Raw genomic sequence first — 14,467 nt, forward strand, 5'->3', positions numbered from 1 at the left:
CGGCGGACCCACGTCACCCGTGGGCACGGAGCCCGGGGCCGACGGCCTGCGCGGGCGCATGGTGTCAGCCGTCGCGTGGACGGCTGTCGAGAAGTGGTCCGGCCGCCTGCTCTCCTTCGCGGTCTTCGCGCTGCTGACACGCCTCCTCGACCCCACCAACTTCGGCCTGTTCTCGCTGGCGAGCGCCGTCGTCGCCGTGCTCTCGGTGTTCGTCGACTCGGGCTTCAGCAAGGCCATCGTCCAGCGCCCCGCACTGAGCCGTGTCGACACGAGCACGACGTTCTGGTCGTCGGTGGTCCTGTCCACCGCCATCTACCTGCTGCTGGTGGCCACGGCGGTCCCGCTGGCGGCGCTCCTCGGCGACCCGGCCCTCGCCCCCGTGCTGCGGGTGGCGGGGCTCGTGGTGCCCTTGTCGGCGCTGAGCAGGACGACCGCCGCGCTCCTCGAGCGCGACCTGAGGTTCCGGCCGCTCGCGGTGCGTCAGCTGACGGGGAACGTCGCGGGCGCGGCCGTCGCGGTGCCGCTCGCGCTGCACGGCGCGGGGGTGTGGACGCTCGTGGCGCAGGTCCTCGTGGCGGCGCTCGTCTCGACGGTCCTGCTCTGGGCCCTGACCGACTGGCGCCCGTCCCTCGAGTTCTCGCGCGACTCCCTGCGCAGCATGCTGTCGTTCGGGGTCCACACCCTGGGGATCGACCTCCTGGCGGCTCTCCAGACGAACCTCGACAAGATCGTCGTCGGCGCGCTCTTCGACGCTCGGACGCTCGGCTACTACTTCGTGGCGCAGCGCGCGACGGGCGTCGTGCTCGAGCTCGCCACGTCCGTGCTCGGCCGCGTGTCGCTCAGCGTGATGTCCCGGGTCCAGTCGGACCGCCAGCGGCTGAACCGCGCGCTGCGGCAGCTGACCCTCGCGTCGAGCGTCGTCGCCCTGCCCGCGTTCGCGATGCTCGCGATCTTCGCGGACGTCCTGCTGCCGCTGCTCGTGGGCGACGGGTGGTCCGCGTCGGTCCCGCTGTTCCAGGTCCTGACGCTGTCGTCCGCGCTCGCCGCGGTCATGTTCTTCGACGTCAACGTCCTCACGGCCGTGGGCCGCCCCGCGGTCGCGCTGCGGCTGTCGATCCTGCAGAACCTGGTGGGCGTGGGCCTCATCCTGCTCGCCGCACCGTTCGGCACGGTCGCCGTGGCGTGGTCCAGGTCGCTGCGACTCCTCGTCGTGTGGCCGGCCCGCCTGTGGGCGATGCGCCGTCACGCGGGCATCGAGATCGCGGCGTACGTCGGACTGGTCGGCCGCACCGTCGTCGGCCTCGTGCCCGCGAGCGCCCTCGCGGTCGGTCTCGCGGCCACGCCGTGGGTGCACCACCAGGGAGCCGTGCGGGCGCTCGCCGTGGCCGCCGTGTCGACGCTGCTCTACCTCGCGTGCACCTGGTTCGTGCTGGGCACGGAGAACCGCACGGCCCTGCGCCGGTTCGTCCTGAGCCTGCGCAGCCGGCCCGCGCCCGTCACGCCCTCGGCGCGGTGACCGGCCGGGACCTGCGGACCGGACGGCTCGCGAGGTAGGCACGTCGGTAGTCGGCGCCGTGCCGCGACCAGTCGCGGCCGCTCAGGTCGGGCGCTCCCCCGGTCGCCGCCCGCACGTGCTGCACCGCGCCGGCCAGCGTCTCGGCCGTCAGGTCTCCGTCGAAGACGTGGACCCACCGCGCCCCGAACTCCTCCCGCATCGCGAGCGTCTCGTCGGTGCGGGGCACGAGGAGCGGCCGACCGAGCGTGAGCGCGTAGATGCCCGCGCCGGTGTTCTTCATGTGGCGGTAGGGGAGCACGACCAGCTCGGACCGCGTGATCTGGTCGACGAGCTCGCGGTCCGTGGCGAAGCGCAGGTGCAGCTCGACCCGGTCGTCCCGCGCCCCCAGCTGCTCAATCTCGTCGCGCAGCGCCGGGTCGGCGACCCCGCCGAGCACGGACAACGTCGCGGACGGGTCCGCGAGGTCGTGGAAGGCGCGCAGGAGCCCCGGCACGTTCTTGTACGGCCGGATCATGCCGAACGTGCAGAGCCTGCCCCTCTCGGCCCGGGCCCGAGGATGGGAGGCGAGCCACGGTGCGTAGTCCCCGTGCGGGATCAGCACCCGCGGCGTGGACGACCGCGTCGGTCGGACCCCGTTGATGTCGACCACCAGCGTCACCGACGCCTGGTAGAAGCGGAGCAGGGCCGCCTCGACCCGACCGGCGGCCTCGTGGGGTCGGTCGTTGTGCGCGGTGTGGACGACTCCCTTGCGTGCCAGCCGGAGCCGGCACACGAAGAGCGCGAAGAGCACGTGCTCGAGCGCGCGGACGCGGCGGGACCGGGACCGCACCAGGGCTTCGGGCCAGTGCGAGTGGAACACGTCGAAGCGTCCGACGAGCGCCTCGCGCCACCCGAACTGCACCACCTCGACGTCGGACGGCAACGACTGGACGAGGAGGTCGATGTACGGGTTGCGGGTCGGGTCGTGCTTCGTCTCCAGCCCTCGCACCGACAGGAGGACCCGCAGCGGCGTCCGGGCGGTCACGACTGCGCCCGAGCCCCGAGCGCGGCGAAGTAGTCCGCCGCGCGGGCGGGCGCGTCGTACCGCTCACGCCCCACGCGCCGCGCCGCCCTGCCGATCTCCCGCCGGGCTCCGGGCGTGAGCGACGCGAGCGCCCGGCGCGCGTCAGCCGTCGAGCCGGCGCGGTACACGAGGCCCGTGACGTCGTGCTCGACGAACTCGCGGGCGCCACCCTCGTCGGGGACGACCGCGACCCGCCCGGCCAGCTGGGCCTCCTGGACGACGCGCCCGGCCGGTTCGTGACGGTTCCAGTGCAGCAGCACGTCGACGCCGTCGAGCGCCGCGGACGCGGGCACGCGCCCCTCGTACGCGAACTGCGCGGTCGTCAGGCTCTCGCCCGCCCGCAGGACCTCGTGGAGGTAGTCGGCACCGCCCTCGAACGGCGCACCGCGGACGACGACACGTCGGACGTCGGGGACCCCCTCGCAGGCGCGGACCGCCTCGACCACGCCCTTCTCGGGGTCGACACGGCCCACCACCGCGACGGTGAAGCCGTCCTCACCCGCGGGGACGGCGGCACCCGCGCCCACGGCGGTGTCGACCGGCCGCTGGACGACGTGCACGTCGCACGTCGCACCGATCTGCTCGGCGGTGTACCGGCTGATCGACAGGCACCCCGCCAGCGACCTGCTCAGGACGCGCAGCAGGCGTCGCCCCCGGTCGCCCGCGAGCGTCACGTGCAGGTCGAGGAACGGGCGCACGTGACGCAGGCGCAGCCACGGCGCGAGGACCACGGCCAGCGGGACCAGATCCACGTCCCACAGGACCACCACCGAGCCGCGGGGCGCCGACGCGACGTGCGGCAGGGCGTGCAGGACGCGCCCGAGCCGGTTCCCCGCCGTGCGGATGGCGCTCGCCTCGCGGCCCGTGCCGTCGGCCCACCTGTCGCGCAGCGCGGCGCCCGCGGCGGCCAGCTCGACCGGCGCGGCGTCCGGAGGGCGGTGGCGCACCAGTGTCATCAGGCTCTCCTCCGCGCCCCACGCCTCGGAGGCGATGGAGACGAAGCGGACGGCCGTCGCGCGGGTGGCCGTCACAGCGCCCGGCCCCGACCGTGCACCGCGGCGACGTCCTGCGCGCCGAGCACGCCGAGCGCGCCGTACGCGCGGCCGACCCGCGACACGTAGGTCGCGGGGTCGAACCGGTCCCGGGTCGCGAGACAACCGTCCCTCAGCGACGCCCACCGGGCCTCGTCCTGCAGCACGTCGGCCGTCTCCCGCACGATCGCCGCGTCATCCTGGGCGACGACCCCGTTGACGCCGTCGACGACCACGTCGGCCATCCCCGGCGCGTCCCGCACCACCGCAGGCACCCCCACCCAGCACGCCTCCATGAGCGTCACCGGCATCCCTTCCCACTCGGACGGCATGAGCAGGAGCCGCGCGCGGCCCAGCAGATCGAGCACCTCGTGGTGGTCGAGCCATCCGGTGACCTCGACCGGCACGTCCCGCGGCAGCCAGCGGGCACGGTCCTGCGGGTCGCCGTCGCCCACCCACACGAAGTCGGCGGCCGACGCGAGCTCGCGTGCCGCTGCGGCGAACACCCACGGCGCCTTCTGACGCGTCACCCGGCCGACGCCCAGCACGAGCGGCCTGCCGGACGCGTCCCGCGAGCCGGGGCCGGGGCCGGGGCCGGCACGACGGTGCTCGACGACCGCTCGGCTGACCGTGTTGGGCACCGACACCACGGGGACCGCCGGACCGACCGCATCTGTGACCCACGCCGCCTCCGCGGGGCCCACCGCGAGGACGCCCGCACCGCGAGCGGCAAGGACGCGCTCGGCGAGCAGCACGCCGCGCTGGCGCAGGGAGCGTGCCGGCAGCGGCAGGAACGCGAAGCCGTGCGGCGTGTACACCACGCGCCACCGGTCCCCGCGTCGCGTGACGGCACGCACCGCCAGCCCGGCCAGGGTGGAGTGCGCGTGCACGACCGCGGCGGGTCGGGCGCGCATCGCGGCACGCGCCGCGACCGCGAGCGCGAGCAGGTTGCGGCGCCGGTCGTGCCCCCCGGCGCGCACCAGACGGACCCGGGGGCCGAACAGGTCACGCAGCACGCCCGGGGCCGGCGTCTCCGCCCGGTCGCTGTAGACCACCTCCACGTCCCAGCCGAGGTCGGCCTGGCCGCGGGACAGCTCGGCCAGCATCTGCAGCACACCCGCACCCATCGCCTCGGTCACGTGCACGACCGACGGCGGCGTCCCCACGCCGGACCGACGGGGGGCGCTCATGCGACGGCCCGGCTGGCAGCAGCGACGACACGTTCGTACAACGCCCGGTACCGGTCGACCGCCTCGTCCACGCTGAGCGTGGTCCGTGCGCGGGCCCAGCTCCCGCGCGCGAGGTCGTCGTACTCCTGGCCGGGGACGCCGAGCACGGTCCGGATCGCCCGCGCGAGCGCGTCGGGATCGCGAGGCCGGCACAGCAGGCGCGGATCGACCGTCAACGTGGCGCAGTCGCCCACGTCCGTCGACACCACCGGCAGGCCCGCCGCGAGCGCCTCCGCACCGGCCATCGGCAGGGCCTCCCCGTACGAGCTGGAGATGACGAGCAGCTCCGCGCGTGCCAGGAGCTCTCCGACGTCCTGCACGGGGCCCAGGCGTGCGACACGTCGCTCGAGGCCGCGGTGGCGGACCATCGCGGCCAGCTCGTCGTTGTCCGGACCGGTCCCCGACCCCGCGAGCACGAGCGTGGCCCGAGCGTCGGCGGCGGCCACGACCGCGAACGCGTCGAGGAGCGTGGCGTGGTCCTTCATCGGGTGCCACCGGGACAGGCAGAGCACGACGCCGGAACGTTCGCGTGCGGCCGGCGGCGCCACGGGGACCGGGACGCCGTTGCGCACGACGTCGCTCGTGCTGCCGTAACCTGCGCGGCGCATGTAGGCCTGGGCGGCCGGGCCGCAGGCCACGCTCGCGTCGAACGCGCGGGCGGAGACGACGGCCACGGCGCGGGCCAGCAGGCGTGAACGCACCGGGTCGCTCGCAGTCATCCCGGTCGTGTGCACCGTCGTGACCCGGCCGTGCGACCCCCGGGTGAGGATGTTGACGACGTCCGCCTGGAAGAGGTGGCTGTGCACGACGTCCACGCCGTGACGCCGCACGAGGGCACGCACCGCCGCCGCCGCGCGGTCCGCTCGCAGCGTCCGCGTGGTCAGACCGAGGTGCGTCAGGGACGCGCTCACGGCCTCGAGCCTGGGGCTGAGCACGTCGGCGCCGAGCAGGACGGCCGTGTGCATCTCGACGTCGGGCCCCAGCCGGCGGCCCAGCGCCTCGATGAGGGTCTGGGCACCCCCGGTGTCCGCCGAGTTCACCAGCTGCAGGACTCTCATCGTCGCTCCTCGGGCTGTCGTCCCGACACCGTCCCGGTGGGCCCGACGTCGCTGCCCGGCGTGCGGGGCCGCACCACGACCCCCAGGGCGACGCCGACGGACGACCAGATGAGGGCCGCGGAGTCGTAGCTGATCGTGAAGCCCGCGACGACGACCCACAGGAGCGCCGCGAGGATCCCGACGGCCGTCGCGTGCGTGACGCCCGTGCGTCGGTGCGCCTGCACGTGCAGTCCCGCTCCGACCACCAGGAGGACGAGGCCGAAGACGACGCCGCTCTCGAGGGCGGCCCGTCCGAGCACGGAGTAGACGTCGTAGATCGCACCCCCCGCCTCGTACCCGCTCGTCGAGATCGCGCCGGTGCTGAACAGGTGCGCCGCGCGCCCCCGCCCGATGCCGACGACGAGGGCGACGGGGTCGGTGAGCAGGTAACGGCCCGCGGCGACGATCGACACCGCCCGGTCACCCCAGGAGAAGTCCGTGCTGGCGGAGCGCTGACTCACGACCGACGCGGCCACGTAGGCGCCGCCGAGCGCGACGGCCATGACCACCACCGGGCGTCGCAGCCCCCGCGCCGCGGGGACCAGCAGCATCCCGAGGACCGCGAGCCCGGCGACGACGGTGCTGCCCGACCTGCTCACCACGAGCACCACCAGCACGAGACCGACCAGCGCGTGGTCGAGCAGCCCGAGACGGGCCGTCCACGTCCGACGCACCAGCAGGTAGGCGGCGGACGCCAGTGCGAGGGAGCCGGCCATGAACGACGGTTCGGGGAACTGACCGAACGGGCGCTTGACGTACATCAGCACCGTGTCGGGGTTGACCGTCGCGTAGCCCGGGACGTCGTAGAGCTCGGCGAACGGCAGCACGCCCCGCAGGATCAGCTGGTGCTGCACGAGAGCGAGCACCGCCGACACCGCCACACCGGTGCCCAGCGCACGCGCGGCGAGCCGCGGGCGCTCGAGCACGACGACCGCGAGGACGGGCACGGGTGCCAGGTAGAGCACCCAGGTCAGCAGGGCGACCGGGTTGTCGACCGGCCGGCCGGCCAGCAGCCCGAGGAAGGCGGTGACCGTCGGCGCGAACGCGAGCACCCCGCTCGTGACGACCACCGCGCGGTGCCGCAGGATCCGCGGCAGCCACAGGGGCCACAGGAGCCCGGTCACGGGGATGTTCGTGCTCTCGCCGAGCGGCAGGCACGCGTAGGGGGCGAAGCACAGGATGACGAACGCGACGTCGAGCCAGGCCGTGGCGACCGGGCCGCCGGTGCCGGCCGCGCGCGGCACGGCCACCAGGTCAGGCGAGGACCGCATCGACGATCTCTCGCCAGGCGGCGTCCACGTCCACGGCGCGACCGTGGACGTGCCGAGCGGTCGGCGGTGCGGCCGCGACGTGGGTCATCGCGTCGGCGAGGGCCGACACGTCCGACGGCGCGACGAAGGTGACCGTGGGGTCGTCGCCCGCCTGCTCACGGAGCGACGGGAGGTCGGAGACGATGCTCCGCGCACCGACCTCGAGGACGTGCGACAGCACGCCGCTCTGCGCGTGGAACTCGGTGTAGGGCAGCAGCACGGCCCGCGACCCACGGATCAGCGCGTCGAACCGCGCGGCCGAGACGAACTCGTCGCGCAGCTCGACCCCGGTCCCGACCACGCGCCGCACGAGCTCGCCGAGGTACTCCTCGTCGACGGCCCGGCCGACGACCAGGAGCTCGTGCCCGCCAGCGACCGCGGCCTCGATGGCGATCTCGACCCCCTTGTTCGGCCGGATCTCCCCGATGCACAGGAAGCCCTCGCCGACGTGCGGCGCACCCGTGGCTCCGGACGGGTCGCCGATCTCCCCCGCGAGCAGCAACGCCGGCGCCGGGAGCGGGACGTGCCGTGCCGACAGCCCTCGTCCGGCGAGCTCCTGCCGCTGGGCACGGCCGTGCACGATGCGTTCGACGTCCGCCGTCACGCACGCCTGCGACGTCCGGCGGCGCAGGCGCTCGGCCAGCCCGTGGTCGCTGCGCGGGTGGTCCACGACGTTGTGCACCACGAGCTTGACGGCTCCGCGGCGCCCTCCGAGCAGGAGCCGGGGAACGGGGTACCGCGGCTCCTCGACGAGGACGACGCCCCGACCGCGCGGGCGACGGACGTGCCACGCGATCGTGACGTGCTCGACGACGAGGCGCGCGGCCATCGACAGCGCACGCCGCAGCCCGGTCGATCGCGGCAGCTCGGGGATCACCTCACGGACGTCGACCTCGTCCAGCACGGGCGCGGGCAGGTAGGCCCGGGCGCCGGGGCGCGTCAGGACCTGCGCGGACGCACCCTGCCGTGCCGCCGCCAGCGCGATCGCCGTCGCGTGCTCGATGTGGCCGCCCCGCGACGTGGGGCAGACGACGACCAGCCACGGTGCCCCCTCGCGCGATCCGCCCGCGACGTCGCGGCGACCGGGTCTCATCCCCGCTCCCGGTGGTGCTGCGGAGCAGCAGGTCGACCGCCGGACCGCGTGGTGAGCGACTCGTCCTTGGGCCAGACCATGCCGACCGGCGTCTGCCCGACGTCCGACGCGTCACGCGAGGACTCTGCGGGAGGGCGCGCCGGAACCGTCCGTGAGGAACGCCGAGGCATCACCGAACGGCGCGTCGTGGCCGGGCCGTCGGTGTAGCGGTAGTACTGGTACGACTCGGCTCTCTTGCGGGACTCCATGTTGACGATCGCGCCCAGGACGTTGGCGTCGACCGAGCGCAGCGCGCTCAGCGTCGCGACGAGCTGCTTGCGCTGCACGCGCCCGACGGCGGCGACCACCAGGACCCCACCCGCGCTGCGCGACAGCACCGCCGCGTCGGTGACCGGCAGGATGGGCGGCGCGTCGATCAGGACCACGTCGTGGGTCACGAGCAGCCTCTCGAGCACCGCGCCCATCGCCGCCGACCCCAGCAGCTCGCTGGGGTTGGGGGGCATCTGTCCGGACGGCAGCACGTTCAGCAGCCCGTTCCCCCAGGGCTGGAGCACCTCGTCCACGGTGGCCCTGCCGATCAGGACGGTGGTCAGACCTGCGGAGCCCTCGATCCCGAGGTACCGCGCGACGGACGGTCTGCGCAGGTCCGCGTCGACGAGCGCGACACGGGTCCCGGCGTCCGCCATGGCGATGGCGAGGTTGATCGTCGTCGTCGACTTCCCCTCACCCGGCAGCGAGGAGGTCACGACCATCGACTTCGGGCGTTCCGCGACGTCGAGGAACTGGACGTTCGTCCGCAGCCGACGGAACGCCTCGGCACGCGGCCCCTGGGGGTCGGCCTGGACGATGAGCGGCTGGGCGGCCGCGTGCTCGTCGAAGACGATGCTCCCCACGATGGGGAGCCCCGTGGCGTCGGCGACCGACGCCTCGTCGTGGAGACGTGAGTCCAGAGCCTCACGGAGGAACGCCAGGACGACTCCCAGCATCAGTCCCACGGTGAGCCCGAGCGTGAGGTTGAGTGTGGGCCGTGGCGACGACGGTGCGGACGGTGCGCTCGCGTCGCGGACCACCGTCAGACGCACGGCGGAGGGGCTGCCGTCCGTCGGCCGCTCGATCTCCACGACCACGCGCCGGAACTCCTCCGCCACCGAGTTGGCGAGCGCCGCCGCGAGCGCGGGCGACTCGTCGGCGACGCTGATGTTGATCAGCGAGGAGTTCTGCGGCGACTCGGCGACGATCCTGCTGCCGAGTGCGCCGGCGTTCGTCGGGAGCGCGAGGTCGTCGATCACCGGACCGAGGACGAGCGGGCTCGTGACCAGACGCGCGTAGGACGTGACCTGCTGCCGGGCGAATCCCGCGCCCTGCAGCATGTCGCTCGTCGTCGACCCGCCTTGCACCGAGACGTACAGCTGCGACGAGGCGACATACATCGGAGTGGTCGTGAGGGTCACGAAGCATGCACCGAGGAACGACAGGACGGTGACCGCGCAGACGGTGACCCAACGCTTTTTCAGGACGGCGACGTAGTCCCCGAGTTCCATGCTCTCCTCCGCGATCGCGTGCCTGACGACGTGGCGACGGCGCCGCACGTCGAAAGAGAGAGGGAGGCCCCCGGCTCACGCACGGGGACCTCCCCTGGCCACTCTCCTCGTGCGACGGTCAGACGCCCCCTGCCGCCCGACGGCGCTGGCGCGCGTACACGGCCGCGCCGGCTCCTGCGGCGAGCAGCGCGCCCGCCCCCAGCGCGATCGGGACGGGGTCCGAACCGGTCTGGCTCAGCCAGCCGCCGCTCGACCCGCCCGCGCCCGGTGCGGAGCCCGTGCCCCCCGCAGCCGGCCCGGGGACCACGAAGACCTGCGTCGACAGCGCCTCGCCGGAGACGCCGTCGGTGATGATCGCCGTGTAGGTGCCCGGCTCGGCGAGCGTGACGCTGAACGCGACCGCGCCGGACGCGCTGGTGGTCTTGGTCAGGGCCTTGGTGCCGGCGATCGTGATGGCGGCGTCGGGGATCGACGCCGGGTTGGTGGTGACGGTGATGATGACCGGCGTGTTCGCCGGGCCCTGCACCGTGATGGTGAAGGGTGTGCCGACCGTGGGCGTCGTGGTCGACGCCGTGCCGGTGTTGGTGTAGTCCGCGGCGCCGTACCCGAAGGCGGCGCTCGGAAGCAGCGCGAGCGCGGCGGCCGTGACGGTCACGGCGGCTGTGCGACGGATCTTCATGAAAGTGCCCCCCTGGTGCGACGACATGGTCGGGCCCGGGGCGGATTTCCTCACCCCGGACCGCGGTGTCGAGATGAGGCTAACCGCGATCCGCGCACTTGGAAACAGATGTCACATGATCGAAACCCGACGCGACGGGTGTTGTTCTGAGAAGCACCGGTCCACCTTGTTCTGGACCGGTGACCAGATTCGCCGTCAACGTGAACGACTGTCCAGGGGAGAATGTCCAGGTCAGTGCCGCGACCGCCAGTCCGTCATGCACCTGAGAATGCACCTGAACTGGTCGACCGTCCACCAGGATCTCCTCGAGAAATGCGCCCTGAGGCAGGTAGAGCAGCAGGTTCGTCCGGAGGTCGCCTGGTGGGACGACGCCGTCGAGCCCGAGCACGTAGGCGGGCAGCGCCTGCACGTCCGCAGGGGGCTGATAGGTGTACGTGGCGGTCAGGGCGACGCGCTGGGCGCCGTCGCCCAGGCACGCGTCCGACGTCGCCAGCGCGTCGACGTCGAGGTAGTAGCCGAGCTTCGCCTGCGTGCCGTCGTTGAGGTACAGCCCCACCACGGGGCTCGTCCCGGCGCGGCCCCGCAGCTCGCCCGCGAGCACCGTGCCTGTCAGGTGCGCCTGCAGCTCGGGATCGGCCGACCACACGAGCAGGCGCCCACGTCGCGCGGCCTCGGCGAGCGCGTCGACGACACCCGACGGCTCCCCCTGCCCCCCGCTCACCGCGGCGAGCACCGCGGTGGCCGCACCGGCGAAGAACGCGTCCTGCTGCGCGGGCTCCTCGAAGCGCAGGTAGACGTCGTTGAGGAGCGTCGCGACGGCGTCGTCGGGGCCGAGCGTCGACCCGTCGGGCAGGGACACCGGCCCGGTCGCGCGCAGCACCAGGGCCAGCGTGAGGGGATCCACCGACAGGACGCCGTCGACCTGCGTCCCGGTGTGCCGGGCCCACAGCGCGCGGGCGATCTGCGCCGAGCGCGGGAAGTCGGGCGTGAACGTGACGTCGCGCATGTCGGTCGCGAGCAGGGGCCCGAACAGGTCGGCCTCGGCCGGCGTGAGCTCGACGGCGGGGGCGTCGCCGCCGGTCAGCTCGTTGCCGCTGCGCTGCTCGACGACCTCGATCCGGCCGTCGTCGGCCCGCAGCAGCAGCACCACGCCCGGGATCCCCCCGGTCGCGCGCGGTTCGGCGTTGTTCTGCACGAGCACGAGGTACTGCCGTGGGCCGTCGCCGCCCAGCATCGGCGGCAGCAGCGCCGCCGCGCGCGCCGCGGTCGCCGTGTCCTGCGCGACCGCCGCGAGCTGGGCGCGCAGCATCCCGACCGGCTCGGCGACGGGCCCGACCACCGCCGTCGTGTCGACCTGCTCGAGGCGCTCCAGCGTCGCCCGCACGGCCACGTCGGCGGCGGCCACCTGAGAGGCGACCTCCGCGAGCGGCGCGACGTCGACGCGACCGTCGACGGGGCGCAGCGCCGCGGGGTCCACACGGGACGTGGCCTCGACGAGCGGCGGCAGGGCGCGCTGCGCCAGCTCGTCGACGGCCTCGGCGACGGCCTGGACGGCGCGCGTGTTGGGCCCGACCCATGGCACCGACCCGGCGACGGTCCACAACGGCCCGGAGGTCCGGCGGTGCGCGGCCGCGGCGTGCTCCTGCAGGCCCGGGAGCGTCGCCCGCGCCGCATCGACGTCGCCCGCCACCACCTGCTCCTGCAGGCGTCCGACCGCGTCACGCGCCGTCTCGAGGTCGGCGCGGGCCCGCAGGGCGTCCCACGCGAGCCACGCGACGGCGCCGAGCAGCACCACCACGACCGCGACGACCACCAGGACCACGCGGCGGCGGCGGGCTCCCGACCTCCGTCGGCGCGCCGGTCGGCGCGCCGACCGGCGCGCCGACCGGCGGCGGCCACCCTGCTGGTCGCCCGCGACCCGCGGCGCCGGCAACGTCTGGTCCGACCACTGCGAACCCCAACCCGGGTGCGTCACACCCAGCCCCCTTAGCCCCCTGCGCGCCGGAGGGGTGTCGCCGACGCGTCGTCGGCGATGCTAACCGCCCGACCCGGCGGTTGTCCGCGACGCCGCCTGGCCGCCGCGGCACGGCTCGGGCGGTCCGGCATGATGGGGCCGCATGACCACCGCTCCCTCCCCCGCCGTCGTCCTGGCGGTCTGCACGGGCAACATCTGCCGCTCGCCCGCCGTCGAGCGGCTGCTCGCGGCGCGGCTCGCGGGCGCGGACGTCGCGGTGGTGTCGGCGGGGACGCGTGCCGTGGTGGGGCACCCCGTCTCCGCCCCGATGGTGCCGCTGCTGACCTCGGCGGGTGCGAGGGTCGAGGGCTTCGCGGCGCAGCAGCTCGACGCCGGGCTCGTCACGCGCGCCGACCTCGTCCTCGGGCTCACGCGCGACCACCGCTCGGCGGTCGTGTCGCTCGCCCCCGCGGCCGTCCGGCGCACGTTCACCCTGCTCGAGCTCGCGCGGCTCGTCGCGCACGTCGACCCGGCGGCGCTGCACGCGGCGGGCGACACGCCCGCCGCACGGCTGCGCGCGCTGCCGGGGCTCGCCGCCGCCGCGCGCCCCGCGGCGGGCACGGGCGTCGACGACGTCGACGACCCGATCGGGGGCAGCGACGCGGTCTACCGGGGCTCGTTCGACGCGATGCGCCCCGCGGTCGACGCGCTCGCGGACGCGTTGCTGCGCTGAGGGCGGACGCCGCACGGGCCGCCCGCGGACGTCCGCACTACGATCGGGGCGTGCCCACCCTCGTCGACACCCTGATGCACCCGCGGCGCACGCCGCCGCCGCCGATCGACGTCGACCTCGCCCGGGTCATGGGGGTCGGCACGGCGGTCTGGGGTGCCGCGGCGGCCGTGGTGGGCGTGCTGTGGCTGCTCGACGTCGCTCCGCTGCGCTGGTTCGCGGTGTGCGTGTCGGGCGTCCTGCTCGGGATCGTGGGCGTGCTGTGGGCACGGCGCAACGGGCGGCTCTCGCCGGACGGCACGGGCGCGATGATCGCTCCCGCCCCGCACCACGACGAGGCGCGCGAGGCCTGACGCGCCGGTCCGCGCACCCCGCCTGTCAGCCCACGAAGACCTGCGCGCACAACCAGCCGCGCTGACCCTGCACGCACCCCACGCCGATCTGCGTGAACGTCCCGCGCAGCAGGTTCTCGCGGTGCCCCGGGGAGTCCATCCAGCCGGCCACCGCCGCCTGCGCGGACGGGTAGCCGAGCGACAGGTTCTCCCCCACGGCGCCCGCTCGGCACGCCTCGAGGACGGGCCCGAGCGGGTCGTGCTCGAACCGCCCCTCGGCGGCCAGGGCGCCGGCGCGGGCGACGGCCTGCTCGGTCGCGCACCCCGAGGTCCCGAGCGCGGCCAGGCCCGCCTCGGCACGACGCGCATTCGTCAGCGTGACGATCTCGGCAGCCATCGCGGCGCCGGCGTCGGCGGGCGCGGCAGCGGCCGACGCCGGCTGCGGAGCGGGCTGCGGCGCAGGCTGCGGAGCGGGCTGCGGCGCCGGCTGCGCATCGGGCAGGTCGGCCGGCGGCGGCACGTCCGCACTCGGCGCACCCGCACCCGGAGAGCCCGCCTCCTGCGGTGCCGCGGAGCTGGTCGCCGGTGCCGCCGACGTCGGCGCCGACGCACGCTCCGCACCGCGGGACACGACGTCCTGCACGCGGTCCACGAGATCGCCCGGCGCCAGCGCGAGGGGTGAGCGCACGCCGGGGGCCGAGGCGTCGGGCGCGGTGGCCAGCACGAGCGCACCCGCGACCGCGAGGACCGCGAGCGCGCCCGTCAGACGCCCGCGGCGACGGCGGTGCGCTCGTCGGTCGCGCCAGCGGCGGAGGTCACGTCGTCGGGCGTCGGGCACACCGGGACGTTACCCGATCGTGACCTTCAGCGGTAGTTTCCTCCCGGTCCGTCC

The 14,467-nt window shown here is 74.9% G+C and carries 13 protein-coding genes; 3 read left to right on the forward strand and 10 right to left on the reverse strand.

The window, feature by feature from the left end:
* Positions 1-19: 19 nt before the first annotated feature.
* Positions 20-1,516, forward strand: a complete 1,497-nt coding sequence (locus tag ATM99_RS07265; protein ID WP_062102250.1) for a lipopolysaccharide biosynthesis protein — start codon at positions 20-22, stop codon at positions 1,514-1,516.
* On the opposite strand, the gene ATM99_RS07270 is transcribed toward ATM99_RS07265, so the two are convergent.
* The 9 genes from ATM99_RS07270 to ATM99_RS07310 all read right to left on the reverse strand — a co-directional run bounded on the left by ATM99_RS07270 (position 1,497) and on the right by ATM99_RS07310 (position 12,381).
* Positions 1,497-2,540: a hypothetical protein gene (locus ATM99_RS07270; protein WP_062102251.1), complete on the reverse strand. Its 1,044-nt coding sequence runs from the start codon at positions 2,538-2,540 to the stop codon at positions 1,497-1,499. The two genes, ATM99_RS07265 and ATM99_RS07270, sit on opposite strands and share 20 nt — an antisense overlap.
* Positions 2,537-3,535, reverse strand: a complete 999-nt coding sequence (locus ATM99_RS07275; protein WP_150118189.1) for a glycosyltransferase — start codon at positions 3,533-3,535, stop codon at positions 2,537-2,539. Before ATM99_RS07275 ends, ATM99_RS07270 begins: the two co-directional genes overlap by 4 nt.
* 71 nt (positions 3,536-3,606) lie before the next feature.
* Positions 3,607-4,800 (reverse strand): glycosyltransferase family 4 protein, encoded by a 1,194-nt coding sequence (locus ATM99_RS07280; RefSeq protein WP_082659395.1) that lies wholly within the window; start codon positions 4,798-4,800, stop codon positions 3,607-3,609.
* Positions 4,797-5,897: a glycosyltransferase gene (locus ATM99_RS07285; RefSeq protein WP_082659397.1), complete on the reverse strand. Its 1,101-nt coding sequence runs from the start codon at positions 5,895-5,897 to the stop codon at positions 4,797-4,799. The genes ATM99_RS07280 and ATM99_RS07285 overlap by 4 nt, the downstream gene beginning before the upstream one ends.
* On the reverse strand, positions 5,894-7,207 hold the full coding sequence (locus ATM99_RS07290; RefSeq protein ID WP_062102255.1) for a hypothetical protein: 1,314 nt from the start codon (positions 7,205-7,207) through the stop codon (positions 5,894-5,896). Before ATM99_RS07290 ends, ATM99_RS07285 begins: the two co-directional genes overlap by 4 nt.
* Positions 7,191-8,339, reverse strand: a complete 1,149-nt coding sequence (locus ATM99_RS07295; protein WP_062102256.1) for a hypothetical protein — start codon at positions 8,337-8,339, stop codon at positions 7,191-7,193. Before ATM99_RS07295 ends, ATM99_RS07290 begins: the two co-directional genes overlap by 17 nt.
* Positions 8,336-9,880, reverse strand: a complete 1,545-nt coding sequence (locus ATM99_RS07300) for a polysaccharide biosynthesis tyrosine autokinase (RefSeq protein ID WP_062102257.1) — start codon at positions 9,878-9,880, stop codon at positions 8,336-8,338. Before ATM99_RS07300 ends, ATM99_RS07295 begins: the two co-directional genes overlap by 4 nt.
* A 118-nt stretch (positions 9,881-9,998) precedes the next feature.
* Entirely contained in the window at positions 9,999-10,559 is a 561-nt protein-coding gene (locus tag ATM99_RS19275) for a hypothetical protein (protein ID WP_062102258.1), read from the reverse strand.
* Between the two features lie 79 nt (positions 10,560-10,638).
* Positions 10,639-12,381: a DUF4012 domain-containing protein gene (locus tag ATM99_RS07310; protein ID WP_062102259.1), complete on the reverse strand. Its 1,743-nt coding sequence runs from the start codon at positions 12,379-12,381 to the stop codon at positions 10,639-10,641.
* 295 nt (positions 12,382-12,676) lie between these two features.
* Between ATM99_RS07310 and ATM99_RS07315 the strand changes: the two genes are divergently transcribed.
* Positions 12,677-13,246 carry a protein tyrosine phosphatase gene (locus ATM99_RS07315; protein WP_062102260.1) on the forward strand — a complete coding sequence of 190 codons (570 nt, stop codon included), beginning with the start codon at positions 12,677-12,679 and terminating at the stop codon, positions 13,244-13,246.
* A gap of 50 nt (positions 13,247-13,296) precedes the next feature.
* The gene (locus ATM99_RS07320; protein ID WP_062102261.1) at positions 13,297-13,596 is read left to right on the forward strand and encodes a DUF2530 domain-containing protein; all 300 of its coding nucleotides are present in this window, start codon (positions 13,297-13,299) and stop codon (positions 13,594-13,596) included.
* A gap of 25 nt (positions 13,597-13,621) precedes the next feature.
* Here the strand turns inward: ATM99_RS07320 and ATM99_RS07325 are convergent, their stop codons facing one another.
* Entirely contained in the window at positions 13,622-14,413 is a 792-nt protein-coding gene (locus tag ATM99_RS07325; protein WP_062102262.1) for a CAP domain-containing protein, read from the reverse strand.
* Between the last annotated feature and the right edge of the window lie 54 nt (positions 14,414-14,467).

This window comes from Cellulomonas sp. B6, from assembly GCF_001462455.1.
GTDB lineage: Bacteria > Actinomycetota > Actinomycetes > Actinomycetales > Cellulomonadaceae > Cellulomonas.